The following is a 23,222-nucleotide window of genomic DNA, read 5'->3' on the forward strand; positions in this document are numbered from 1 at the left end:
GCCGCAATTTTTTGCAGGGGCGGAATCGTTATCGGTCCCCTTGCCGAAAGGAATCGGACTGTCATCTGTAAAGCGCTTCCGGCAAATCAAGTCTGCAACATCGGATTTCCCCGTCCTCGGAAAAAAGGCCAATGATATAACGATCGTCGGAACTGACACAAAGATTCAAAAGCGGAATATCGGCCAGCAGATCGCACTGATGAACTCCATTCCAGTCATAAACCCGGATCAACCGGGTCTCCCGGGCCCGGCGGTCTGGATCCACCGTTCCCATATCCAGTTTCCGTCCGGAGTACAGCGCATAAATACGACGATCCGATGAAGCGGCATCTGCATAGTGAATCGCCGGATCCCGGAAACGCACACCCGCCGCAACATGCGGCTGCGGTTCGTAAACGGGTAACTCCTTGCGGATCGAAGCGATACGGACCGGACACCTATTCGCCCCAATTCCGTATATATCAAAGACATTCCCCATACTCGAAAAAAAAGCGAACCTGGAACAGGTACGGTTCGCAAGCAATTTTCCCTGATAGGCCATCACTTTATCCCGGAACGCATCCGACATGCCGTCATCGGGGAATTTTCCGAAACGACCAACGGCCTGTCCGAGCGTATCGAAAAAAGAAAACATGTGATTGTCGGTCGCCGCATAATCGCCGTACGACACGAAGAAATCACCCGCCCTCACGGCATCAAACAAAGCCGTTCCGAATGTTACTGTATCCAACGGGACCATTTCACGCGAAAAGGAGACGACGCTTCTACCGACAGAAGAGACGGCTTGGAAATCACCGGTCACAGGATTCACTCCGACCACACGCAAATCAAGGTATTCACCCGGTCCCCGCCCCCTGCGAATCCGATTTTTCAAAACGCCTTTACGGCAATCGAACCGAACGACGACATTTTCACCCTGTCCTTCCGATTTAACGAGACAACTGTCAGCCTCGTCGAAGAAAAAAGGTCCGTAAAAATCAAAGATATCGTTCAGCCCCTCCATTTTCCGGGCGGAAACCTCATAGACAACTGCATCCGAAGCCTCCCGACCGCAGGAACAACATCCAATCAGCAACGCGAAAAATACCGATAATCTGCTCATAAATCATAAAAAATCTCCGAAAACATTCCGGAGATTATAGTATTAATACAAATAGCCCTTAACCTCCGTATATCCCAAATCATCGTCCAATATATAACATATACGAGACGGATAATAAACGCAAGGCCGCTGTATGATAACCTCGTCGCTTGTTAGAACTTCACCATTCGCATCGAATAAATCCGGTACGTTTTTCTCGTTCTCATAACCGTAATAACAACTGAAGCCACAGCAGCAATCAATGCCGCGCCTCCTAAAAATAAATCTTTTCTCATAACCGTTCGATTTAAAAACAAATCAAACGAAATTTCTTGATTTTACCAACATTTCAAATGTAACCAATAAGAAGCAATAGCACAAACAAAACCGTCATAAAAAATAGCAAACAAAATTTTTTCACACAATAATCAGATCATCTTTTTAAACACTTAAATAAAAGACAAAAATTCATTTTTCTCACGTTTTTTTCATACCTTTGCCGCCGATATTTCGAAGGGGTGCCTTACTTTCAGGCTGAGATTATACCCATTGTACCGGATACGGGTAATGCCGAGACCGGGAGACGCATAATCGACACAACATACCCCTTTTCAGTGTATTAACTTAAAAAGTTTGACGATGAAAAGGATTATTCTTCCGATGCTCGCGGCCGCCGCGCTCTGCCCGGCCGCGCAACTCCGGGCCGCGGAAACGGCCGGCGGACGCACGGCGCATGCCGCAACCGCCGCCGCGGAGAGACCGGACGACGACTCGCTGCGGATCTACCGGATGCAGGAGATCGAGGTGACGGCCACGCGCGCCACCGAGAAGACCCCCGTGGCCTTCTCGAACCTCTCGCACGACGAAATCGCCCGTAACAGCTACGGATTCGACATTCCGTCGCTGCTGGCGCTCACACCCTCGATGATCGCCACGAACGAGACGGGCATCGGAATCGGAGGCACTTCGATCCGCCTCCGCGGCACGGACGCCACGCGCCTGAACGTCACGGTGAACGGCGTTTCGATGAACAACCCCGACTCGCATTCGGTCTATTGGTACGACACACCCGACCTGATCTCCTCGGTGGGAAGCGTCCAGGTGCAGCGCGGCGCGGGCATCTCGACCAACGGCACGGGCGCCTTCGGCGGTGCGGTGAACATGACCACGGCGCCCATCGGGACCGACTTCAGCGGCGAAGCCTCGCTCTCCTACGGTTCGTACAACACCAACAAGCAGGCCGTGCGCATCTCCTCGGGACTGCTGGGCGATCATTGGGTGGTGGACGCCCGCCTGACGCACATCGGATCGGACGGCTACATCGACCGCGGCGCGACGGACCTCAAGTCCTATATGTTCCAGACCGGATACTACAACGGACGGACGATCGTCAAACTGCTCTCGTTCGGCGGCAAGGCCAAAACCTACCTCACCTACAACGGCGTGACGAAAGACGAAATGAAATACAACGGCCGCCGTTACAACTCGGGCGGCATGTACCGCACCGAGGACGGACGCTACCACACGATCTACAACAGCAACGACGGATACCCCGAATGGCAGAAGGTCGATTACTACGACGACGAGACGGACAACTACCTGCAAATCAACAACCAGATCGTCGTGAGCCACCGGTTCAACGACCGCTGGGCGCTCAACGCCACGGGATTCTACACCTACGGCTACGGCTTCTACAAACAGTACAAGGACGACGCCGACCTCTGCGAATACCTCAACCTTCCCGCCGGGCTGACGGCCGACGTCAGCGCCGACCTGATCCGCGAGAAGATCATGCGCAACCACCTCGGAGGCGTGAACGCCGCGGCCAGCTACACAACGCGGAAGCTCGACCTCGCCTTCGGCGGTTCGTGGAGCTACTACACCTGCCCCCATTGGGGTACGCTGGACTGGGTGAGCGGCATGGAGAAGGAGCAGATCGGAGGCCGCTGGTACGACAACGACGTGAGGAAGCAGGATGCCAACCTTTTCGCCCGGGCGTCGTGGCTGGCGGCCGAGGGGCTGCGGCTCTTCGCCGACCTGCAATACCGCTACGTCAGCTACGAGGCGTGGGGCGTGAACGACAACTACATCTCCGCGGAGGACGGCATGCAGCCCATCGACGTGGACAAGCAGTACCACTTCTTCAATCCCCGTGCGGGCCTGAGCTACACGCTCGCCGACCGCAACGAGTTCTACTTCTCGTTCGCCGTGGCGCAGAAGGAGCCCACGCGCAGCGACTTCACGGACCGCCACATGTTCGCCGAGGACGACAGCTACCCCTCTTCCGAGAAACTCTGCGACTACGAGCTGGGCTACACCTACACGGCTCCGCGGCTCCGGCTGGGCGTGAACCTCTACTACATGAAATACAAGGACCAGCTCGTACCGACGGGCATGGTGAACGACGGCTACGACGCCCTGAACGTCAATGTGCCCGACAGCTACCGCCGCGGCGTGGAGCTGACGGCCTCGTGGCGGACGACCCGCTGGTTCACGCTGGGCGCGAACGCCACCTTCTCGCAGAACCGCATCGAGAACTACATCGACGCCCTGTCGGGAAGCCCCACCTACGGCGAGAATCTGGGCGACAGGACCATCGCCTACTCGCCCTCGGCCATGGGGGCGCTCTTCCTCGATTTCCACCACAAGGGTTTCCAGGCCCTCTTCCACACGCAATGCGTCGGCAAACAATACTTCACCAACAACGAGGTCGAGGCCCTCTCGCTCGACGCCTACTGCGTGACGAACCTCAACCTGAACTACACGTTCCGCACGCGCGCGGCGCGCAGCGTCTCGCTGGGCCTCCAGATCAACAACCTCTTCAATTCGGAATACGAAAGCAACGGATACGGATACTCCTCGATCTGGGAAGGACAGCGGACGGACATGGCCTTCTATTTCCCGCAGGCTCCGCTCAACGTGCTGGGTAACGTGACCGTACGCTTCTGACCGCTCACAGCGGCCCCGGGCCGCACAAGACACGAAAACGATGGACTGGAAACTCGCCCTGCAACTCACGGGGGTCGCGCTCGGCCTCCTCTACCTCTGGCTCGAATACCGCGCCGACATCCGGCTGTGGATCGTGGGTCTCGTCATGCCCGTCGTGCACGGAGCGCTCTACTACAAGGCGGGGCTTTACGCCGACTGCTCGATGCAGGTCTATTACGTGCTCGCAGGACTCTACGGATGGATCGTATGGCACAACGCCCGGCAGCGGAACGCGCAGACCGCCGGCACGCCGGAGAAGGCCGCGGCGATCGGCCACACGCCGCTGCGGAGGATTCCGGCGCTCGCCGGGGTGTTCCTCGCCGCGCACGGGGCGCTCTACCTGCTGCTCGCGCGCTTCACGGACAGCACCGTGCCCTTCTGGGACAGCCTCACCACGGCGCTCTCGATCGTGGCGATGTGGATGCTCTCGCGCAAATACGTCGAGCAGTGGCTCGTGTGGCTGGCCGCGGACCTGGTGACCGTCGGACTGTACCTCTACAAGGAGATTCCGTGGACGGCGGCCCTGTACGCCCTCTATTCGGCCCTGGCCGTGGCGGGCTACCTCCGCTGGCGGCGGCAGGCGGCCGGGATGCGGCCGTAACACGACGGGAATGCGGCCGACACGACCGATGCGGCCAGCGGTGCGCCCGGAATGAGGCCGCAGCGGCCGCCTCCGAAACGGTGCGAAACGAAAAATGCGGTCGCAATGCGAAACAGGCGATGCCGACAGCCGGCATCGCTTGTTTCATCTGCGGACTTTTCGTACTTTTGATTCCAAATCACGACCCGAATGAAAAAACGCCTGCTTTCTTTCCTCCTGCTCGCCGCCTGCCTGTCGCCGGCCGCAGCGCAACCCCCGTTCGAAAAGACCGTAGAGCCGCTTCCCGGCGAGCGGTGGTGGGGCGGCTTCGTCGCCCTGGGAAACCGGATGCCCTATCCGGCGGAGCTCGCCGAACAGGATCTCGCGCGAATCAACTACAACAACCAGTCCGTGCCGCTGCTGCTCTCGTCCGAAGGCCGCTACGTCTGGTCCGAACACCCCTTCCGGTTCCGGATCGAGCAGGGACGGCTCCATCTCTCCTCCGACCACGAGGCACTCGAGGCCGTGCACGCCGGAGAGAATCTCCGCGACGCCTATGCGGCCGCCTCGGCAGCCCACTTCCCGCCCTCGGGAACGATTCCCGCCGAGCTGTTCTTCTCCATGCCGCAATACAACACCTGGATCGAGCTCATGTACGACCAAAACCAGCGCGACATCATGCGCTATGCCCGCAAGGCTGTCGAAAACGGCTTCCCGCAGGGAATCTTCATGATCGACGACAACTGGCAGAACGACTACGGGAACTTCGACTTCAAGGCCTCGCGCTTCCCCGATCCGCGGGGCATGATCGACTCGCTGCACGCCATGGGATTCCGCGTGATGCTCTGGATCTCCCCCTACGTCTCGCCCGACTCGCCCGAATTCCGCGAACTGGAGCGGAAGGGCTACCTGCTCAAAACCCGCCGGGGCGACCCGGCGATCGTCCGGTGGTGGAACGGATACAGCGCCTGCTACGACCTGACGAACCCCGAAGCGGTGGCGTACCTGCGCGGGAAACTCGAGGAGAACCGGAGCAAATACGGAACCGACGGTTTCAAGTTCGACGGCGGGGACGTGGCCTACATGCAGGCCGAACCGTATCTCTACCACGACCCCGAAGGCGACCCGAACCGCTACATGCAGCGGTGGGCCGAACTGGGCGGCACGTTCGCCTGCAACGAGCTGCGTGCCTGCTGGAAACTGGGCGGACAGCCCGTCGTGCAGCGTCTGGGCGACAAGGACTACTCGTGGCGGGCCCTGCAACTGCTCATCCCCGACATGACGGCCGCAGGACTGCTGGGACACCCCTACACGTGCCCCGACATGATCGGCGGCGGACAGTTCACCTCGTTTCTCGGGGTCGAACGGTTCGACGAGGAGCTGATCGTCCGCTCGGCGCAGGTGCACGCGCTGATGCCGATGATGCAGTTCTCCGTAGCGCCGTGGCGCATCCTCTCGCCCGAGAATGCGGCCGTCTGCGCCCGCTATGCGCAGTTGCACCGCCAATTCGGGCCCTACATCCTCTCGCTGGCGCGTCACGCGTCGAAGACGGGCGAGCCGATCGTCCGGGCGATGGAGTACGCCTTCCCGCACGAAGGGTTCCTCGAATGCCGCGACCAGTTCATGCTGGGCGACCGCTATCTCGTGGCCCCGATGGTCACACCGGGGACGCAGCGCGAAGTGCGGCTGCCGCGGGGCGTCTGGCGCGACGACCGGGGCGAGACATTCCGGGGGCCGAAACGCATCGAAACCGACGTGCCGCTCGACCGCCTGCCCTACTACGAACGGATCCGATAAACGACTGCATACATGGACAACAGACACCTCTTCCTGAGCGCCGGCGGCCTGCTGCTGGCAGGCACGGCCCCGGCGGCCCGCCCCGCGAAACCCAACGTCATCATCATCTACACGGACGACCACGGCACGCTGGACATGAGCTGCTTCGGCGCGGCGGACCTCCGCACGCCCCACATGGACTCGCTGGCGGCCAGCGGCGTGCGGTTCACCCAGTTCTACGCCGCACCCGTCAGCTCGGCCTCCCGCGCGAGTCTGCTGACCGGGCAGTTCACCCGACGCGCCGGACTTACGGGCAACGCCGGCTACACGGGGCTGCCGCTCGGCAAGGAGACGCTCGCCGAGCGGATGCGCGACAACGGCTACCGCACGGCCTGCATCGGCAAATGGCATCTGGGGTCATGGAAGGAGTACGCCCCCAACAGCCGGGGATTCGACTATTTCTGGGGCTTCCTGGGAGGCTGCATCGACAGCTACTCGCACTTCTATTACTGGGGCGGCCCGAACCGGCACGACCTCTGGCGCAACGGAGAGGAGATTCACGAAGAAGGGAAGTTCTTCGCCGCCGAGACGCTGCGCGAAGCCGAAGAGTTCATCCTGCGGGACGGAGACGACCGGCCCTTCTTCCTCTACTGGGCCGTCAATATACCCCACTATCCGTTGCAGCCGGCGAAGAAATGGCTGGACCACTACGCCGACCTGCCCGCCCCGCGGCGCATGTACGCGGCCTTCGTCTCCACGTTCGACGACTACCTGGGCCGGCTGCGCGCATTCCTGCGCGAACGGGGGCTGGAAGAGAACACCCTCGTCATCCTCCAGTCGGACAACGGCCACAGCACCGAAGTCCGCACCTTCGGCGGAGGCGGTTACTGCGGCGACTACCGGGGCGGCAAGTTCTCGCTCTTCGAGGGCGGCATCCGCGTGCCGGCCATCGTCTCCTGGCCCGGACATCTGCCGCAGGGCGAGACGCGCGACCAGACGGCCATGAACATCGACTGGTTCCCGACGATTCTGGAGCTGTGCGGGCTGGACGCCTCGGGAATCGACGTGGACGGCCGGAGCCTCGTACCGCTGCTTCGGGACGCCTCGGAAAAGTCTCCGCACGACGTGCTGCACTTCGATTTCGAACGGCAGTGGGCCGTGCGGCAGGGCGACTGGAAACTGCTCTGCAATGCGATCGACGTACGGCCGGACGACCGGAACGAAACGCTCGAAGGGCTGTATCTCACCAACCTCGGAATCGACCCCACGGAGTCGGAGAACCTGCTCGGCGAATACCCCGAAAAGGCGCAGGAGCTGCTGAAGCTCCGCGAAGCCTACGTCGCCTCGCTGGAGGAAAACGACCGGCGGTAGCAGGCCGTTCCGGCTGAAAAGCATCGCCCCTGCCGCGTTGCGGCAGGGGCGATGACATAAGGAAAAGGACGGAACGGCCTCCCCGCAGGAGCGCCGCCCCGGAATCACTCGACCTCCGTCAGATAGATGTTGCGGAACTCCAGCGGACCGCCCTCGCTTTGCAGGGCGATGTAGCCCCGGGCGTTCACCCCGCTGCACTCGTTCTGCAACACGCCGTTGACATAGACCGTGATGCGGTCGCCCTTGCAGATCACTTCGGCCTCGTTCCATTCGCCGGCGGGTTTCTCCGAAGCGCCGCCCACGCGTTTTTTGACCGGAACGCCGCCCTCCGGCGATTCGACCCCGGCCATCGTGGCGCCGCCCAATCCCAGCAGATCTCCGGCATTCCCGGACTCCAACTGACACTCGATCAGCGAAGGCCAAAGTTCGTCGCCCTCCTGGATGCGCTGGAACAGCCCGCTGTTCGAGGGCTTCCCGATCCAGCGCCACTCGGCGTGCAGGCGGTAGTCGCCGTACTGCTCGGCCGTGCGCAGGAACCCGAAAGGCTGTCCCGCCACGCGGATGCAGCCGTCCTGCACGGTGAAGACCTCCGCCGCAGCGGGGCCGCCGGCCGTGACGCAGACCCATCCCGTGAGGTCGCGGCCGTTGAAAAGTTCGGTTTTCGCGTCTCCGCCGCAGGACACCGCCCCGACGGCCAACGCCAGCAAAAGGATTTTGCACTTCATACGCATCTGTTATTTTTTGGTTCGGAAAACAATCGCGGGAATCATTCGGGCAGTCCGAGCTCGCCGATACGGGCGAGAATCTCCTCGCGGCGGGCCCGCGGCGTCACATTCCGCCGCACGACCAGCAGGTAGGAGTTGCGTATCTGCGCGCGGATGAAGGCATCGGGCAGGTCGCCCGTCGTGCGCACGTCGTTCCACAGACGCTTGTTCGTATGCCAGGCGGGCGTCACCTCGTCCGGATAGCGCTCGCGCAGCAGCAGCGCCTCTTCGGGATCGCACTTGAGGGCGATCCGCTCGAATCCGACCATGTCGGCGAAGGCGTACATCCGGCCGCCGACCTTATAGACGAGCGTCGTCTCGTCGAAGGGCGTGCACTCCTCGGTGAAGGGCAGCGAAAGACAGTAGTCGCGAAAAGCCAGAACATCCATAACCGGTCGTGTTGTGCGGCAACAAATATACGCAATATTTTTGGCACACGGATTGCGATCCGGGGAATAATGAACCAACATCAATTCGGAATATGAAAAAGATTCTCCTTTGTGTATCCCTGCTGGCGGTATTCGCCGCAGGTTTCGCCGGCTGCTCGCAGCGCCGGGAATGGAACCGCGAAGAGCGCAAGGCCATGCGCGACGCCCTGCGCAGCTACCGGCAGATGATCTACCTCGACGACCTGACCGATTCGGAGTTCGTCCTCTTCTCGGACGGGGTGGCCGGAGAGCTGGAAAACGCCTATCCGGTGTACACCACCTTCATCCAGATGCCGGGCGTGAACGACACCGTGGACATGTTCGTCGTCACGACGATCGTCGAAGAGCTCGATGCCGACGCGCACAACATGCGCCATATTTTCCCCTACGACTACCTCGTGGGGCAGGGCGTGCTCCCGGCCGGACTGGACCGCAGCCAGCAGAAAGCCTTCTACACCTGCCTGGCAGGCAAGGTGAACGCGACCTACTCCACGATGGAGCAGTTCTTCAACGCCGTGCTGGCCGACACGACCGACCTTTCGCAACTGCGCCGGCTGGAGGGACAGTGCGCCGACGAGCTGTTCGACTGGACGGTGACGGAGATCGACGTCATCGAAAGCGTCCCGGCCCGATAGCCGCCGGAAGGAATACGGAAAACCGGGGCGTGCCGAACATTCGGCACGCCCCGGTCGTTCGCTGTCTCTCCCCGCGCATCGTCCCGGAATGCCCGGACCCTCACCCGGCCTTGCGGGCGGAGTCCTCCGCCGGGACGTGCTGTTCGTAGAACTCCTTCGCCACGACGATCCGGATCGCCTTGTGGAGAATCGAAAATTCGAGCGGCGTATGGCCCAGCGGCTCGCCGTCCACCTCGACGCCCACTTCGGGCGACGACTCGATGCGGATGCGGCTGCCGCGCTCCTGCAAGATATGCCGGATGCGGTAGATGCCGCCGTTGAACAGGTAGTGGAACCGGAAAAGCAGATGCCAGAAATGCACGGGGCGGATCAGCGACAGGTCGAGCATCCCGTCGTCGGCCACCGCCTCGGGAAGCTGCTGCAGGCCGCCGCCGTTGAACTTGCAGATGCCGACGGCCGCCGAAAGCAGCAGGTTGTTGTAAACCAGCCGCCCGTCCACCCACACCTTGACGCCCGTGGACTTGTAGCGGAAGAAGTTGCGCACCAGACACCACGTATAGCGCCAGCGGCTCTTGCGGCCCTTCTTCTTCAGGTGCGAGAGCTTCCGCACCACATGGGCGTCGAAGCCCGCGCCGGCCACGTTGGCCATGTAGCGGTTCTGCCGGTAGTGCGCCTCCTCGTAGGAGACCACCCCGACATCCTGCAGGAAGGAGCAGCCTTCGCTGATGGCCTGCACGGCGTGCCGGTAGCGGTTCGAAATACCGAACGTGCGGACCCAGTCGTTGCCCGTGCCCACGGCCACCACGGCCAGCAACACCTCGTCGGGACGCACCTCCTGCTGGATGAACAGCCCGTTCACCACCTCGTGCAGCGTGCCGTCGCCTCCGACGACGATGATGTGGCGGTATCCCTCGCGGACGGCCGTCACGGTCAGCTCCGTGGCGTGGAACTTGTGTTCCGTGAAGACCGGTTCGCAACGGATGTGCGCATCGCGCAGGTGCTTCGAAATCTGCGGAAAGTGGTCCAGCCCGCGGCCGCCTCCGGCCACGGGATTGACGATGACGAACCACTTGGCGCCGGAGTGCGGCCCGCTACTTTTCGGGAACATTGCGCAGCGTGTGAACCAGGAAGTCGTAGAATTTCCCGACCGAGGCGATCTCCACCTTCTCGTCGGGCGAGTGGGGATAGCGGATCGTCGGGCCGAACGAAATCATGTCCAGACCGGGGTACTTGCCGCCGATGATGCCGCATTCGAGTCCGGCGTGGATCGCCGTCACGGCGGGCTTGCGGCCGTAGAGCGCCTCGTAGGAGGCGGTCATAGCCTTCAGGATCGGCGACTTCATGTCGGGATTCCAGCCGTCGTAGGCCCCCGTCAGCTCCGTCTCGCCTCCGGCCAGCGCGAAGACCGCGGCGATGGCCTCGCCCAGCGCCTCCTTCTCCGAACGCACCGAACTGCGCAGCAGGCACTGCATCTTCACCGTCGAGCCGTCCGAGACCACGCGCGCCAGGTTGCCCGACGTCTGCACCAGCCCGGGCATCGAGAGCGACATGCGCTGCACGCCGTCGGGACACCCCGCGACCGCGCGGATCACCTTCACGGCCACGTCGCGCGGCAGCATTCCGGCGGGCCTGGCACACTTCCCGACCGTGACCGAAATGTTCTCCTCGATCCCTTCGAACTCCTCCCGCACGGTCTTTTCGTACGCGGCGACCGCCCCGGCGAAAGCGTCGTAATCCGCCTCGGGGAGCAGCACAACGGCTTCGGCCTCGCGCGGAATGGCGTTGCGCAGTCCGCCGCCGTCCACCGAGCAGAGCAGCAGGGGGCAGGGCGCGGCATTGAGCAGCCGGAACAGCAGTTTGTTGGCATTGGCGCGCTGGCAGACGATCTGAATGCCCGAATGGCCGCCCTTGAGGCCCCTGACGGAGATCTTCGCGGCGACGTAGCCCGCGGCGGGCGTCGGCTCCTCCGCATAGCGGAACGTCGTGTTCGCGTCGAGCCCTCCGGCACAGCCCACGTACAGCTCGCCCTCCTCCTCGGAATCGAGGTTGAGCAGGATTTCGCCCTGCAACACCCCGGGCCGCAGCCCGAAGGCGCCGTCCATGCCGGTCTCCTCGGTGGCCGTGAAGAGCGCCTCCAGCGGCCCGTGCGCGAGCGTGTCGTCCTCCAGCACGGCCAGGATCGAAGCCACGCCGATGCCGTTGTCGGCCCCGAGCGTCGTGCCGTCGGCCGTGACCCATCCGCCGTCCGCATAGGCGTCGATCGGGTCCTTCTCGAAATCGAACGTCTTGTCGTTGTTTTTCTGCGGAACCATGTCGAGGTGCGCCTGCAGGATGACGCCCTTGCGGTTCTCCATTCCCTTCGAGGCGGGTTTGCGGACATAGACGTTGTGCGCCTCGTCCTCACGGGCCTCGAGGCCGAGCCCCCGGGCGAACTCCAGCACGTAGCGGCGGATGGCCTCCTCGTGATGCGACGGGCGCGGGATGCGGACGATCTCCGCGAAATGTTTCCAGACGAGCGCCGGTTCGAGCGCTGCAAGATTTCTGTCCATGACTTATTCGTTTTTGGTTTCCGTATTTTCCGTATCCGATTCTCCGGATTCCGCCGGCCCCGCGCCGGCGTGCCGGTCGAAGGCTTCGACGATGTGCTTGACGAGCGGATGGCGCACGATGTCGCGCTTGTCGAACTCGACGATGCCGATGCCCTCCACGCGGCGCAGGATCTCCATCGCGCGCACCAGTCCGCTGTCGCTCCTGCGCGGCAGGTCGATCTGCGTCACGTCGCCCGTGACGATGAAACGCGCGTTGCGCCCCATGCGCGTCAGGAACATCTTGATCTGCGCGAGCGTGGTGTTCTGCGCCTCGTCCAGAATGACGAAGGCGTTGTCGAGCGTCCGCCCGCGCATGTAGGCCAGCGGTGCGATCTGCACGGTCCCCTCTTCGAGGAACTTCTGGAGCTTCGCGGGCGGGATCATGTCGTTGAGCGCGTCGTAGAGCGGCTGCAGGTAGGGATCCAGCTTCTCCTTCATGTCGCCGGGCAGGAAGCCCAGCTTCTCGCCCGCCTCGACGGCCGGGCGCGTCAGGATGATGCGCCGCACCTGTTTCTCCTTCAGGGCCCGGACGGCCAGCGCGATGGCCGTATAGGTCTTGCCCGACCCGGCCGGGCCGACGGCGAAGAGCAGGTCGCACTTGTCGTAGAGCCCCACCAGCCGCTGCTGGTTCACCGTGCGGGCGCGGACGATGTTGCCGTTGTTGCCGTACACGATCACGTCCTTGTCCGCGGGGGCGTCCGCCGCCCCGAAGCCCCCCGCGAAACACTGGTCGATGACCTGCGGGGAGATGTGCCCGTACTTGAGGTAATAGGCCGCCAGCCCCTCCATGCGGGCGGCGAACCGGCGCGTCTCCGCCTCGGGGCCGAGCACCTTGAGCGACTGTCCGCGCGCCACGATCTTCAATGCGGGGTGCAGCGCCTTGATCTGTTCCAGATAGACGTTCTGCGCCCCGTACAGTTCGCGGGGATCGACCCCTTCGACGGCGATTTCCCGTCCGAGCGTCTCCGTCATAGGCTAAAACAGATAACCGAAACTCAGTGCGACGTTGTACGAGCGGAGCTTGTCGAGCTGCTGGCCGTCGGGCAGCACGACGTCGTGCTTGGCCCGGAACTGGCCGTTGTAGCGCAGATCGACGAGCAGGTGGCGCATCAGCACCACGCCGGCCCCGACCGTGAACGAGACCGTGGGACGCACGCGCCCGAAATCGAGCAGGTCGCGCCCCGACTTCTGCTTGCTGTCGTTCATCACCGTAAAGACCGGTCCGGTGTAGATGCGCACGGGATGGAGCAGCCGCAGCGACAGCAGCACAGGCACGTCGATCGAATTGGACTTGAGGTTCACCTCCTCGCCCCCCTCGGGCCGGATACGCATGCCCTGGCGGACATAGAGAATCTGCGGCTCGACGGCGAAGGCGCCCAGATTCACGGCTGTCACGATGCCGGCCTGCCAGCCGCATTTGTTCCTGATGTCCGTCCGGTCCATGTCGGTCGTATAATCGGGAATGCTGATACCTCCGATCACGCCCCATTCCACCCGCGTGCGGGGCCGCTGCGCCGCCGCGCTCCATGCGGCGGCTGCAAGCAGCAGGGTCAGTACGATTTTTTTCATATCCGTTGTTCGTTGTTTGTCAGTTTCACGCTCGCCCAGAGCATGTAGCACACCAGCACGGCGACGAAGAGCATCCCCCAATGCGGACTGCCCGCCGCACGCGCGACGGCGCCGCACGCCGGACCCGACACGGCTCCCGCCGAAATGGCCAGAATCATCAGCCCGGCCACCTCGTTGGCCCGCTCCGGCACGGCACGGGTCGCCACGGAGTAGAAGGTGGCGAAGACGCACGCCATGCCGAAGCCCATGAGGCCCACGGCGGCATAGATCACCGCCCCGCTGTCCGTGAAGAGCAGCACGAGGCAGAGCGCCAGCACCCCGGCCATGTTCCAGCCCAGATACTTCGTGTCCCGGACCCGCACGAGGGCCCACGCCCCGACGATCGTCCCGACGATGCGGCAGGCGTAGAAACCCGTGGTCGTGAGGATCGACGAGGGGTTGTCGATCAGCCGCACCGAGAGGTAGCCGATCCCCACGTCGGCGGCGATGAAGCATGCCACGCCCAGCGCCGAGAGCAGCACCGCACGGTTCTTCAGCAGACCGAAGCAGGCTGCCAGTCCGACGGAGGTTCCGCTGCGCGGCGGCTCGGGCACGGAGGTCAGTTGCAGCCACACCCCGCCCGCGACCGTGAGAGCCGCGTAGATCGGCAGCAGCAGACGCCACGACCCGGTCGCGGCGACCAGTCCCGTCACGATCGGCGCCAGCAGGAGCAGCGACGTGTTGCGGAAAATCTGCCCCACGGTCAGGTAGCTCGTCATGCGCTCCGCGGGAACGATGGTGGCCAGCAGCGGATTGACGGCCACCTGGATCGCCGTATTGCCTATACCCAGCAGGCCGAACCCGGCGAAGTACCACCCCAGCGCGCATCCCTCGCCGGCGGCATAGGGCACGAGCAGGCCGGCGACCGTGAGGAGATAGCCCGCGAGCGCCGTCGTCTTGCGGCCCCGGCGGTTCATCCATGCGGCAAACGGCGCCGAAAGCACCAGAAACCAGAGGAACACCATCGTCGGAAGGAAGCTCACGGCCGCCTGCCGCTCCGCGGGGAACTCCGCGGCGATACGCCCCGTGATCGGAGCCACCATGTCGCAGAAACCCATGATGAAAAATCCCGCGAGCACGGGACCGAGCAACCGTCTGTCCACTCTCTCGACACCCATAACCAAAGCCGTTCCGGTTTTCAATGATTTTTCAAAGTTACGCTTTTTTGCCGAAAAGCGAAGCATCCGCCCCCGTTTTTTTGCGCCGCGCCGCCATGCGAGCGTCTGGACCGGACACCCCTTCCGCCTCTGCATCACGGACATGCCGGCCGGATTCCCCGGCGATGCGGACAACTTCCGGGAGTTGCATGCCTCGCATCTTTTGCCTATCTTTGTCCGACGGCCGGAGGTCCGCCCGTCACCGAAAACACCTGCCACACATGAAAAAACTGCTTCTGCCGCCCGTTTTCGCACTGCTCTGCCTGTCATCGCACGCCCAGGAAAACAGAATAACGATCGACGCAGGCGCCAGCCTCGGCGAGATCTCCCCGTACGTGTACGGACAATTCGTGGAATACATGGGACGCTGCATCGACGGAGGCATTTTCGACGAGGACTCGCCGCTGTCCGACAGCCGGGGATTCCGCCGCGACGTGCTGGAAAAGGTGAAGGAGCTCTCCCCGACGATGCTGCGGTTCCCGGGCGGAACGGCGGTCAAGACCTTCCACTGGGAAGACGGGGTGGGTCCCAAAGAGGAGCGCAAGGCGAGGAAGAACCTGATCTGGGGCGGCATCAACGATTTCCATTTCGGCACGTGCGAGTTCATCGAGTATTGCAGGGAAATAGGCGCAGAGCCCTGCCTCGTGGTGAACCTCTCCACCGGATCGCCCGACGAAGCGGCCAACTGGGTCGAATACTGCAACGGAACGGAAAACACATACTATGCCAACCTCAGGCGTTCGCACGGATACCCGGAGCCTTTCGGCGTGAAGTACTGGGCGCTGGGGAACGAGGAGGGAGCCGAACCCGACGCGGGACGCCATCAGGACCCCCGGAAATACGTGGAGGACGTGTGGCATTTCATCAAACTGATGAAACTGACGGACCCGTCCATCAAACTCATCGCCAACGGCGAAGGGGGCGACATGCGCTGGAACGAAACGGTTCTGGACGGCCTGGGCGGAGCCGTGGACTACATCTCCTTCCACAACTACGTGAACACGGAGGAGGGAAAGCCCTACTCCCTGTTCCGGAAGATCAAGGCGGCGGACAGGGGGCTCGCCGCCCTGGGCGCCTTCATCCGGGAGAACTGCCCGGACTCCGTTGACAACTGGCAGGTATGGTACCGCTTTCCCCCTCGCCAGGACCGTATCAGAATCGCTTTCGACGAATGGGGAATCTGGGAGGCCGGAGGACCTCCCTACGGGACGACCAACACCTACGAATGGCGTCACGGGCTGGCGACGGCGTATTTTCTCAACGCCATCCACCGCAACGCCCGCCACGTAGGAATAGCCAACTGGGCGCAGATGGTGAACATCCTCGCCCCGATCATGACCGACGAAACCGCCTCGGTAAGGCAGACGACGTTCTTCCCGCTCCGGGAATACCGCGCGAAAGGACTGAAAGAGAGCGTAAAGGCCGAGGCCGTATCCCCCGCAATGGACACGGACGTCGGTTCGCTGGACGTCTCCGCGACCATCGACCGGGAGCGCGGAAGGCTCAACCTGTTCGTCGTCAATCTCAACCCGAAGGCCCTGAAGACGCGCATCGTCTTCGAAAACTGCAAGGCGGACAAGCTCATACGGACCACCGTGCTGTCGGCCGCCTCGCTCGATGCCAGGAACACGCTGGACGACCCGGCCGGGAACGTCGTCGCAACGGCCACGGACACCGATCCGGGAAAGGCGGACGAAATCACGTTCAAGGGGGAATCCGTCACGATTTGCGAATTCGCACTCTCCGGCCGATGACCTACGGGATTCGCGACGCAGGCCCGGCATATTTCCGCATGCCGGGCTTCTTTCGCATGCCGGGCTTTTTCCGGATGCGGGACGCGGACGCCCTGGCCGGATTTTTTATCGCCGGGAGCTTGCGCATAACCCGATTTTTCCTATCTTTGTGGAAAGACTAAACACCGCACCGGATGATCCCGTTACTCGCACATATAGACCTGACGCTGCCGCTCGAAGACCCGATCCTGAAATTCCTGCTCATTCTGGTCATCATCCTCGCAGCGCCGCTGATTCTGAACAAGCTCAAAATCCCCTACCTGCTGGGGCTCATCATCGCCGGAGCGGTGATCGGCCCCCACGGACTGAACCTCGTGCTGCGCGACAGCAGCATCATCCTCTCGGGCACGGCCGGCCTGCTCTACATCATGTTCCTCTCGGGACTCGACATGGACATGTCCGACTTCCGGCGCAACAGTTGGCGCAGCCTCGTGTTCGGCCTCTACACCTTCTGCGTCCCGCTCGGGCTGGGCATCCTGGCCGGGTACTACGTGATGGGGTTCCCGCTCTACTCCTCGATCCTGCTGGCCGGGCTGTTCGCCTCGCAGACGCTCGTGGCCTACCCCATCGTCAGCAAGCTCGGCATCGCCCGCGACAAGGCGGTGACGATCGCCGTGGGCGGCACGGTCATCACCGACACGCTGGCCCTGCTGCTGCTCACCGTGATCGTCGGCATGGCCACGGGCAACGTGGACGACATGTTCTGGTGGCGGCTCGGCGCCTCGGTGCTCCTCTGCATCGTCATCATCGTCTTCCTCTTCCCGCTGCTGGCCCACTGGTTCTTCAAGCAGGTCAGCGACAGCGTCTCGCAGTACATCTTCGTTCTGGCGATGGTCTTCCTCGGGGCCTTCTTCGCCCAGTTAGCCGGTCTCGAACCGATCATCGGCGCGTTCCTCTCGGGCATGGCCCTCAACCGGCTCATCCCGCGCACGTCGCCGCTGATGAACCGCGTGGAGTTCGTCGGCAACGCCATCTTCATCCCCTTCTTCCTGATCGGCGTGGGGATGCTCATCGACTACCGGGCCTTCTTCCGCGACTGGGAGAGCATCGAGGTGGCGGCGATCATGATCGCGCTCATCACGGCGGCGAAATTCATCGCCGCATGGCTCACGCAGAAGAGCTTCCGCCTCTCGAAAGACCAGCGGACCGTCATCTTCGGACTGAGCAGCGCCCACGTGGCGGCCACGCTCGCCGCCGTCATGGTGGGCTACAACGTCATCCTGGGCCACACGCCCGACGGGGAGCCGATCCGGCTGCTGAGCGAAAGCGTGCTCAACGGCACGATCCTCATGATTCTGGCCACGTGCATCGTCTCGACTTTCGCCACGCAGCGGGGCGCCCACAACATCGCCATGAACCATGCGCAGGACGATGCGGAGAAAGCGCCGCGCCGCGAGGACCACATCCTGATTCCGGTGGCCAACGAACGGTCGGTGGACGAGCTGGTGGGGCTGAGCGCCATGCTCAAACGCCCCAAGGAGCCCAACGGCCTCTACGCCCTGCACGCCATCGACAACAAGGCAGAGGACCCCAACATCGAGAAACAGGCCCGGAAGGTGCTCGACATCGCGGCGACGACCGCCGCCGCGGGCGACCTCTACCTCCAGCAACTGCTGCGTTACGACGTGAACATCTCGAACGCCATCGTGAGCGTCGTCCGCGAGCGCAACATCACCGACATCGTGCTGGGCATGCACCAGCGCACGCCCGGCATGCCGGCCATTCCGGCGATCCCGGGCATCCCGGGGGCTTCGGGTCCGGGCATCGGCCGCATGGTGACCGACGTACTGATGCAGAGCAACGTCACCACCTTCATATACAGCCCCGCGCAGCCGCTGGCCACCGTCAAGCGCCACCTGATCGTCGTGCCCGAAAAGGCCGAAAAGGAGGCCGGATTCCAGGCCTGGGTGCACCGCATCCGGCAACTGGCCGAGAACTCCGGCGCGAAGATCGTCTTCTTCGCCTCGGAAGGCACGCTCGAACACCTCCGCCCCCGCCGGGGCCGCAAACTCCCGGCCAACATCGGGTTCGTCGCGTTCGACCGCTGGGACGACCTCCCCTCGCTCGAACACGACCTGCGGAACGACGACTGCCTCTGGTTCGTGATGAGCCGCCGCGAGCGGGTCTCCTACCACCCCGCGATGAACCGCATCCCGGGCTATCTCGAACAGTACTTCGCGGGATACAGCTACGTGCTGCTCTACCCCGTGCAGGCGGGCGCCACGGAGAGCCGCTATCTGTAGGGAAGCATCGGACGCTGCCGCCGGGACCACGGTCCGGGGACGGCCGCGGGCGGCGCCTTTCATAATTCGCCCGATTGTTGTATCTTTGCACGCACAAACTCCGGTCCGGACGGCCGGCGGCCCGCAGGGCAGACGAAGCCTGCGGTCCGGCAGGAGAGGTCCGGTCCCGCAAAACGCAGAAAGAACATGAGCCTCGTAGCAATCGTCGGACGGCCCAACGTCGGCAAATCGACCCTCTTCAACCGCCTCGTCGGCGAACGCAAAGCGATCGTCGATGCGACGGCCGGAACCACGCGCGACCGCCACTACGGCAAAACGGACTGGAACGGCCGCGAATTCTCCGTGATCGACACGGGCGGCTACACCGTCAATTCCGACGACATCTTCGAAGACGAAATCCGCCGTCAGGTGATGCTGGCCATCGACGAAGCGGACGTCATACTCCTCCTGGTGGAGGTCTCCACCGGAATCACGGACCTCGACGAGCTGATGGCCGACATCCTGCGCCGCTCGCCGAAAAAGGTGATCCTCGTCTGCAACAAGGTTGACAACAACGACCAGATCTACTCCTCGCACGAATTTTACGCCCTCGGTCTGGGCGATCCCTACTGCATCTCGTCCATGTCGGGAAGCGGCACGGGCGACCTGATGGACGCCATCCTCGCGGCGCTTCCCGCCGACGAAGCGGACGAAGCGGAGGACGACCTGCCGCGCATCACGATCGTCGGACGGCCCAACGTCGGCAAATCGTCGCTCACGAACGCCCTGCTGGGCACCGAGCGCAACATCGTCACGTCGATCGCCGGAACCACGCGCGACTCGATCCACACGCGCTACAACAAGTTCGGCATGGACTTCTACCTCGTCGATACGGCCGGCATGCGCAAGAAGGGCAAGACGATGGAGGACCTCGAATTCTACTCGGTGATGCGGTCGATCCGGGCCATCGAGCAGTCCGACGTCTGCGTCCTGATGCTCGACGCGCAGCAGGGACTCGAATCGCAGGACCTGAACATCCACAACCTCATCGTCCGCAACCGCAAGGGGTGCGTGATCGTGGTGAACAAGTGGGACCTCGTGGAGAAGGACAGCAACACGATGAAGGAGTGGACCGAGTTCCTGAAAAAACGGCTCGCCCCGTTCAACGACATTCCGATCGTCTTCACCTCGGTGCTGAACAGACAGCGCATCCTCGACGTGCTCCAGACCGCGATCCGGGTGCACCAGTCGCGCAAACGCCGCATCTCCACGTCGGAGCTGAACGAAGAGCTGCTGCCGCTGATCGAGAACTACCCTCCCCCCGCGACCAAGGGCAAGTACATCAAGATCAAGTACGTCACGCAGTTGCCGACGCCGACGCCGCAGTTCGCCTTTTTCGTGAACCTGCCGCAGTACATCAAGGAGCCCTACCGCCGCTTCCTGGAAAACAACATCCGCGAACGGTGGGATTTCGCCGGAGTGCCCATCCAGATCTATTTCCGGCAGAAATAGGCCACGGAACCATCGCCCGAGGCGGCGCATTCCGGCAGTCGGGCTCCGACGCAAGCGAAGTCCCAGCGCCCCGCAGGCCCCGGCGCGAAAAAGACCCGCCCCGAAGCGACGACGCTTTGGGGCGGTTTCCGTTCCGGGAGGCAGAGGCTCACCGGGCGATGATCTCGAAAACCTCGGCCGGACCTTCGAGGGCCACCGAGGCCGCGCCGTCCGCCAGGGCGAGGCGGAAGAAAGGTTCGCCGACCGCCGTCTCGGAGAGCACGCTGCCGTCGGCGGCCAACTGCCGCACGCGGAGTCCGTCCTCCCCGGGCAGGTCCAGCAACAGCACATACTCCCGCACGCCGTCGGGAACCTCGAACGCAAGGCGTCCGTCGCTGCGGAACGACGTGCCGGGATCGCGGTCGAAGGCATAGAGCGCCCGCTCCGCATCCGCGGCCTCGATGCGGAACCCGAGCCGTTCGGCGCGCACGGGATTGACCTCGAACGAGCGCACGGCCGCCCAGTTGGTCCTGGGCGAGTCGAGGCGCAGCAGCCGCACGTAGCGCGCTCCGACGGGTTCGCCGCGCCATTCGACGACGTACTGCCTCCGCAGGTCGTCGAGCAGCGGATGCCACGTCCGTCCGTCGGCCGAGTATTCGAGCCGCGCATGGTCGAAGTAATCCACATCGTCGGTCGAGTTCCGGCCCTGAAGGATCGTCACCTCGGAAACCTCGCGCAGGGTTCCCAGATCGACGCCGATCCAGTCGCCGGCCTGCTGCGCACGGCCCGAAGTGTAGAAAGTCCCGGGGTCGTGGTCGAGCATCAGGCGGCTCTGCGTCGTGGCGAGGGTCGGGAAAGACCCGATGCCGCGGGCCGAAGCGGGCCGGTCGCCCGTCAGGCGCGTGAAGAAGCCCGCGGCCATGTCGTCCATCGCCTGCTCATAGAAGGGCTGGAGCTTCATCGTGCCGGACTTGTGGGCCTCGTAGGCACTGCGGTCGGCGGCGCTCATCCGGTTGCGGACGTAGCCGCTCCAGAACGCCGCGTCGTCGCCCGTCTCGTAACATGCGATGAGATCGAGCGTCCGGAGCCCCCGTTCGCCCAGCTTGCGGAACTCCGCGAGCCACGGCCGCAGCTCGGCCAGCAGCTCCCGGTTGGCGCAGCGCTCCTCCAGCACGCCGGGCGCCGCAACCACCCGCCCGAACTCCTCCCGCAGGGCCGCGGCCTGCCCGGGAGTGTAGTCGGCGATGCGGAACGTCTCGGTCTCCCACGACTCGTCGCGGCGGTAGCCCGTCTCCGTGTCGCACGAATGGATGGCGAAGGTGCGGTACGCCTCGCGCGCCTCGGGAACCAGCTCCGCGAGCCCCCGCTCCCAGTTGTCGATCGGATTGTAGGCCGCCGTGTTCCACGTGTAGTCGGCCACGCCGTAGAGCGCCAGCTTCGACGCCTCGCCGTGTTCCATCGGGTTGCTGACGAAGCCGCACAGGTCGTCGGTCGTAAGCGTCGTGTCCAACCCATAGACCGGACCCTGCATCAGGATATGGCGCGCATAGTCCGTCACCGGATAGTTCCACCAGTAGAACGCCGGACGGCCGATGCGCGAATCGACCCACGCGAGCGTCTCGGGCGTGAGGTCGCTGCACACGACGTCGCCCGTCCAGAAGACCCGCACCGAGGGGTCGAGCGTCCGCCCGTAGATGGCCAGACTGCCCTGCGGCGTGGGATTCGCCCAGAGCCGCGAATAGTCCGTCGGGCAGACCACGAGCGGTGCGACATCGCCCTTGGCGCGGACGAAATCGGCGTCGAGGCGGTTCAGCAGCTCGGTCTGCCGCCCGGGGTCCGTGCCGTCGCCCGAAATGTCGTCGAAGAAGATGGCAAAGGCGCGCACGCCGAGGTCGTACATCCATTCGAACTTCTGCACCAGGTTGCGGTAGTCCTCCTCGTTCCAGCGAATGTCCTGCCCGGGGTGGATCGCCCAGACGAAATCGACGTAGTTGCGCCGGCACGCCTCGACCAGCTCGCGGATCTGCCGCGCCTCCGATTCGGGATACGGCAGCCGCCAGTCGGGGCAGCTATGGTAGGGATCGTCTTTCGGGCCGTAGAGGTAGCTGTTCATCTTGAAACGTCCGTAGAAGTCGATGAGCGACAGCCGCACGGCATGCGGCCACGGCGTGCCGTAGAAGCCCTCGACGACACCCCGCGTGGGCAGGTCGGGATAGTCCGCAATCTCCACGAAGGGCAGCCCGCCGGCCGCGGCCGGACTTTCGGCGATCTGCCGGAGGGTCTGTACGGCATAGAAGGCGCCCCGCTCGTCGTAACCCGTCAGGGCGATGCCCGAGCCGTCGATCCGGAGCGCATAGGCTCCCGACAGGGGTTTCACGCCGCGCCGGGCAGCCGCTTTCGCGCCGAACTCGACGGAAAGCGCCGCCCCTTTCCGCGCGAGGGGCAGGAAGCCCAGGTCGGCGGCGAAACGCGTCCCCTCGCCCCGCAGGCGGACGCCGCCCGACACGTCGAGACGCCCCTCGCCGCGGACGAGGCTATGGGGCACAGGATTGAGGGGCAGGCCGCCGTGATCGACGGCGTGTCCCGGCACGGGTCGCACGTCCTGCGACTCGGAACGCTGCGCGGCGAGGTCGAAATCGGTCTCCTGCCCCGACAGCGGGCCGCAGAGGAGCAACCCGGCGGCCAACAAGGCAAATCTGGTTCTGGTCATCGTTGAAAAGCAATTTGAGTTCTCGTTCCG

Annotated in this window: 17 protein-coding genes and 1 riboswitch; of the genes, 8 read left to right on the plus strand and 9 right to left on the minus strand. The window is 63.5% G+C overall.

What is annotated here, in order from left to right; genetic code table 11:
* Positions 1-61: 61 nt before the first annotated feature.
* Entirely contained in the window at positions 62-1,102 is a 1,041-nt protein-coding gene (locus KB554_RS05490) for a hypothetical protein (protein WP_211035140.1), read from the minus strand.
* 483 nt (positions 1,103-1,585) lie between these two features.
* Positions 1,586-1,681, plus strand: a riboswitch (TPP riboswitch).
* Positions 1,682-1,720: 39 nt separating this feature from the next.
* Between KB554_RS05490 and KB554_RS05495 the strand changes: the two genes are divergently transcribed.
* The 4 genes from KB554_RS05495 to KB554_RS05510 all read left to right on the plus strand — a co-directional run bounded on the left by KB554_RS05495 (position 1,721) and on the right by KB554_RS05510 (position 7,796).
* Positions 1,721-4,030: a TonB-dependent receptor gene (locus tag KB554_RS05495; RefSeq protein ID WP_211035141.1), complete on the plus strand. Its 2,310-nt coding sequence runs from the start codon at positions 1,721-1,723 to the stop codon at positions 4,028-4,030.
* A gap of 40 nt (positions 4,031-4,070) precedes the next feature.
* The gene (pnuC, locus tag KB554_RS05500; protein WP_211035142.1) at positions 4,071-4,670 is read left to right on the plus strand and encodes a nicotinamide riboside transporter PnuC; all 600 of its coding nucleotides are present in this window, start codon (positions 4,071-4,073) and stop codon (positions 4,668-4,670) included.
* Between the two features lie 189 nt (positions 4,671-4,859).
* A complete protein-coding gene (locus KB554_RS05505; RefSeq protein WP_211035143.1) occupies positions 4,860-6,446 on the plus strand; it encodes a glycoside hydrolase family 31 protein in 1,587 nt (528 codons plus the stop codon).
* A 12-nt stretch (positions 6,447-6,458) separates the two neighbouring features.
* Positions 6,459-7,796 carry a sulfatase-like hydrolase/transferase gene (locus KB554_RS05510; RefSeq protein WP_211035144.1) on the plus strand — a complete coding sequence of 446 codons (1,338 nt, stop codon included), beginning with the start codon at positions 6,459-6,461 and terminating at the stop codon, positions 7,794-7,796.
* 104 nt (positions 7,797-7,900) lie between these two features.
* On the opposite strand, the gene KB554_RS05515 is transcribed toward KB554_RS05510, so the two are convergent.
* Together KB554_RS05515 and KB554_RS05520 are read right to left on the minus strand one after the other, a co-directional pair.
* The gene (locus tag KB554_RS05515) at positions 7,901-8,521 is read right to left on the minus strand and encodes a DUF1080 domain-containing protein (protein ID WP_242116300.1); all 621 of its coding nucleotides are present in this window, start codon (positions 8,519-8,521) and stop codon (positions 7,901-7,903) included.
* 41 nt (positions 8,522-8,562) lie between these two features.
* Positions 8,563-8,949, minus strand: coding sequence for an MmcQ/YjbR family DNA-binding protein (locus KB554_RS05520; protein ID WP_141427599.1), 387 nt, complete (start codon positions 8,947-8,949; stop codon positions 8,563-8,565).
* Between the two features lie 92 nt (positions 8,950-9,041).
* On the opposite strand from KB554_RS05520, the gene KB554_RS05525 reads away from it, so the two are divergent.
* Positions 9,042-9,623: a hypothetical protein gene (locus tag KB554_RS05525; protein ID WP_211035146.1), complete on the plus strand. Its 582-nt coding sequence runs from the start codon at positions 9,042-9,044 to the stop codon at positions 9,621-9,623.
* A 100-nt stretch (positions 9,624-9,723) separates the two neighbouring features.
* Here KB554_RS05525 and KB554_RS05530 read toward each other — a convergent pair whose 3' ends face one another.
* From KB554_RS05530 to KB554_RS05550, 5 genes are read right to left on the minus strand one after another with little or no spacing between them, the layout of a single operon-like run.
* Complete coding sequence (locus KB554_RS05530; protein WP_141427603.1) at positions 9,724-10,731, minus strand: diacylglycerol kinase family protein; 1,008 nt, start codon at positions 10,729-10,731, stop codon at positions 9,724-9,726.
* Entirely contained in the window at positions 10,715-12,172 is a 1,458-nt protein-coding gene (locus KB554_RS05535) for an aminoacyl-histidine dipeptidase (RefSeq protein WP_141427605.1), read from the minus strand. The genes KB554_RS05530 and KB554_RS05535 overlap by 17 nt, the downstream gene beginning before the upstream one ends.
* A 3-nt stretch (positions 12,173-12,175) precedes the next feature.
* Complete coding sequence (locus KB554_RS05540; RefSeq protein ID WP_211035147.1) at positions 12,176-13,183, minus strand: PhoH family protein; 1,008 nt, start codon at positions 13,181-13,183, stop codon at positions 12,176-12,178.
* Between the two features lie 3 nt (positions 13,184-13,186).
* Positions 13,187-13,780: a porin family protein gene (locus KB554_RS05545; protein WP_141427608.1), complete on the minus strand. Its 594-nt coding sequence runs from the start codon at positions 13,778-13,780 to the stop codon at positions 13,187-13,189.
* Entirely contained in the window at positions 13,777-14,937 is a 1,161-nt protein-coding gene (locus KB554_RS05550; RefSeq protein WP_211035148.1) for an MFS transporter, read from the minus strand. The genes KB554_RS05545 and KB554_RS05550 overlap by 4 nt, the downstream gene beginning before the upstream one ends.
* A 260-nt stretch (positions 14,938-15,197) precedes the next feature.
* Here KB554_RS05550 and KB554_RS05555 point away from each other — a divergent pair, with 260 nt between their 5' ends.
* From KB554_RS05555 to der, 3 genes are all read left to right on the plus strand, one after another.
* Positions 15,198-16,730: an alpha-L-arabinofuranosidase C-terminal domain-containing protein gene (locus tag KB554_RS05555; RefSeq protein WP_211035149.1), complete on the plus strand. Its 1,533-nt coding sequence runs from the start codon at positions 15,198-15,200 to the stop codon at positions 16,728-16,730.
* A gap of 173 nt (positions 16,731-16,903) precedes the next feature.
* On the plus strand, positions 16,904-19,012 hold the full coding sequence (locus tag KB554_RS05560; RefSeq protein ID WP_232522910.1) for a cation:proton antiporter: 2,109 nt from the start codon (positions 16,904-16,906) through the stop codon (positions 19,010-19,012).
* A gap of 186 nt (positions 19,013-19,198) precedes the next feature.
* The gene (gene der / locus KB554_RS05565; RefSeq protein ID WP_211035150.1) at positions 19,199-20,503 is read left to right on the plus strand and encodes a ribosome biogenesis GTPase Der; all 1,305 of its coding nucleotides are present in this window, start codon (positions 19,199-19,201) and stop codon (positions 20,501-20,503) included.
* A 148-nt stretch (positions 20,504-20,651) separates the two neighbouring features.
* Here the strand turns inward: der and KB554_RS05570 are convergent, their stop codons facing one another.
* On the minus strand, positions 20,652-23,192 hold the full coding sequence (locus tag KB554_RS05570) for a beta-N-acetylglucosaminidase domain-containing protein (RefSeq protein ID WP_211035151.1): 2,541 nt from the start codon (positions 23,190-23,192) through the stop codon (positions 20,652-20,654).
* Between the last annotated feature and the right edge of the window lie 30 nt (positions 23,193-23,222).

Source organism: Alistipes sp. Marseille-P2263 (assembly GCF_018101075.1).
In the GTDB taxonomy this organism is placed as follows: Bacteria; Bacteroidota; Bacteroidia; order Bacteroidales; family Rikenellaceae; genus Alistipes; species Alistipes dispar.

Bases quoted from the DNA above. Each gene is read 5' to 3' on its own strand.
- KB554_RS05525 (WP_211035146.1), top strand. From the start codon at position 9,042: ATGAAAAAGATTCTCCTTTGTGTATCCCTGCTGGCGGTATTCGCCGCA.
- KB554_RS05510 (WP_211035144.1), top strand. From the start codon at position 6,459: ATGGACAACAGACACCTCTTCCTGAGCGCCGGCGGCCTGCTGCTGGCA.
- KB554_RS05530 (WP_141427603.1), bottom strand. From the start codon at position 10,731: ATGTTCCCGAAAAGTAGCGGGCCGCACTCCGGCGCCAAGTGGTTCGTC.
- KB554_RS05520 (WP_141427599.1), bottom strand. From the start codon at position 8,949: ATGGATGTTCTGGCTTTTCGCGACTACTGTCTTTCGCTGCCCTTCACC.
- KB554_RS05535 (WP_141427605.1), bottom strand. From the start codon at position 12,172: ATGGACAGAAATCTTGCAGCGCTCGAACCGGCGCTCGTCTGGAAACAT.
- KB554_RS05550 (WP_211035148.1), bottom strand. From the start codon at position 14,937: ATGGGTGTCGAGAGAGTGGACAGACGGTTGCTCGGTCCCGTGCTCGCG.
- KB554_RS05560 (WP_232522910.1), top strand. From the start codon at position 16,904: ATGATCCCGTTACTCGCACATATAGACCTGACGCTGCCGCTCGAAGAC.
- KB554_RS05570 (WP_211035151.1), bottom strand. From the start codon at position 23,192: ATGACCAGAACCAGATTTGCCTTGTTGGCCGCCGGGTTGCTCCTCTGC.
- pnuC (WP_211035142.1), top strand. From the start codon at position 4,071: ATGGACTGGAAACTCGCCCTGCAACTCACGGGGGTCGCGCTCGGCCTC.
- KB554_RS05545 (WP_141427608.1), bottom strand. From the start codon at position 13,780: ATGAAAAAAATCGTACTGACCCTGCTGCTTGCAGCCGCCGCATGGAGC.
- KB554_RS05490 (WP_211035140.1), bottom strand. From the start codon at position 1,102: ATGAGCAGATTATCGGTATTTTTCGCGTTGCTGATTGGATGTTGTTCC.
- KB554_RS05495 (WP_211035141.1), top strand. From the start codon at position 1,721: ATGAAAAGGATTATTCTTCCGATGCTCGCGGCCGCCGCGCTCTGCCCG.
- KB554_RS05515 (WP_242116300.1), bottom strand. From the start codon at position 8,521: ATGAAGTGCAAAATCCTTTTGCTGGCGTTGGCCGTCGGGGCGGTGTCC.
- KB554_RS05555 (WP_211035149.1), top strand. From the start codon at position 15,198: ATGAAAAAACTGCTTCTGCCGCCCGTTTTCGCACTGCTCTGCCTGTCA.
- der (WP_211035150.1), top strand. From the start codon at position 19,199: ATGAGCCTCGTAGCAATCGTCGGACGGCCCAACGTCGGCAAATCGACC.
- KB554_RS05505 (WP_211035143.1), top strand. From the start codon at position 4,860: ATGAAAAAACGCCTGCTTTCTTTCCTCCTGCTCGCCGCCTGCCTGTCG.
- KB554_RS05540 (WP_211035147.1), bottom strand. From the start codon at position 13,183: ATGACGGAGACGCTCGGACGGGAAATCGCCGTCGAAGGGGTCGATCCC.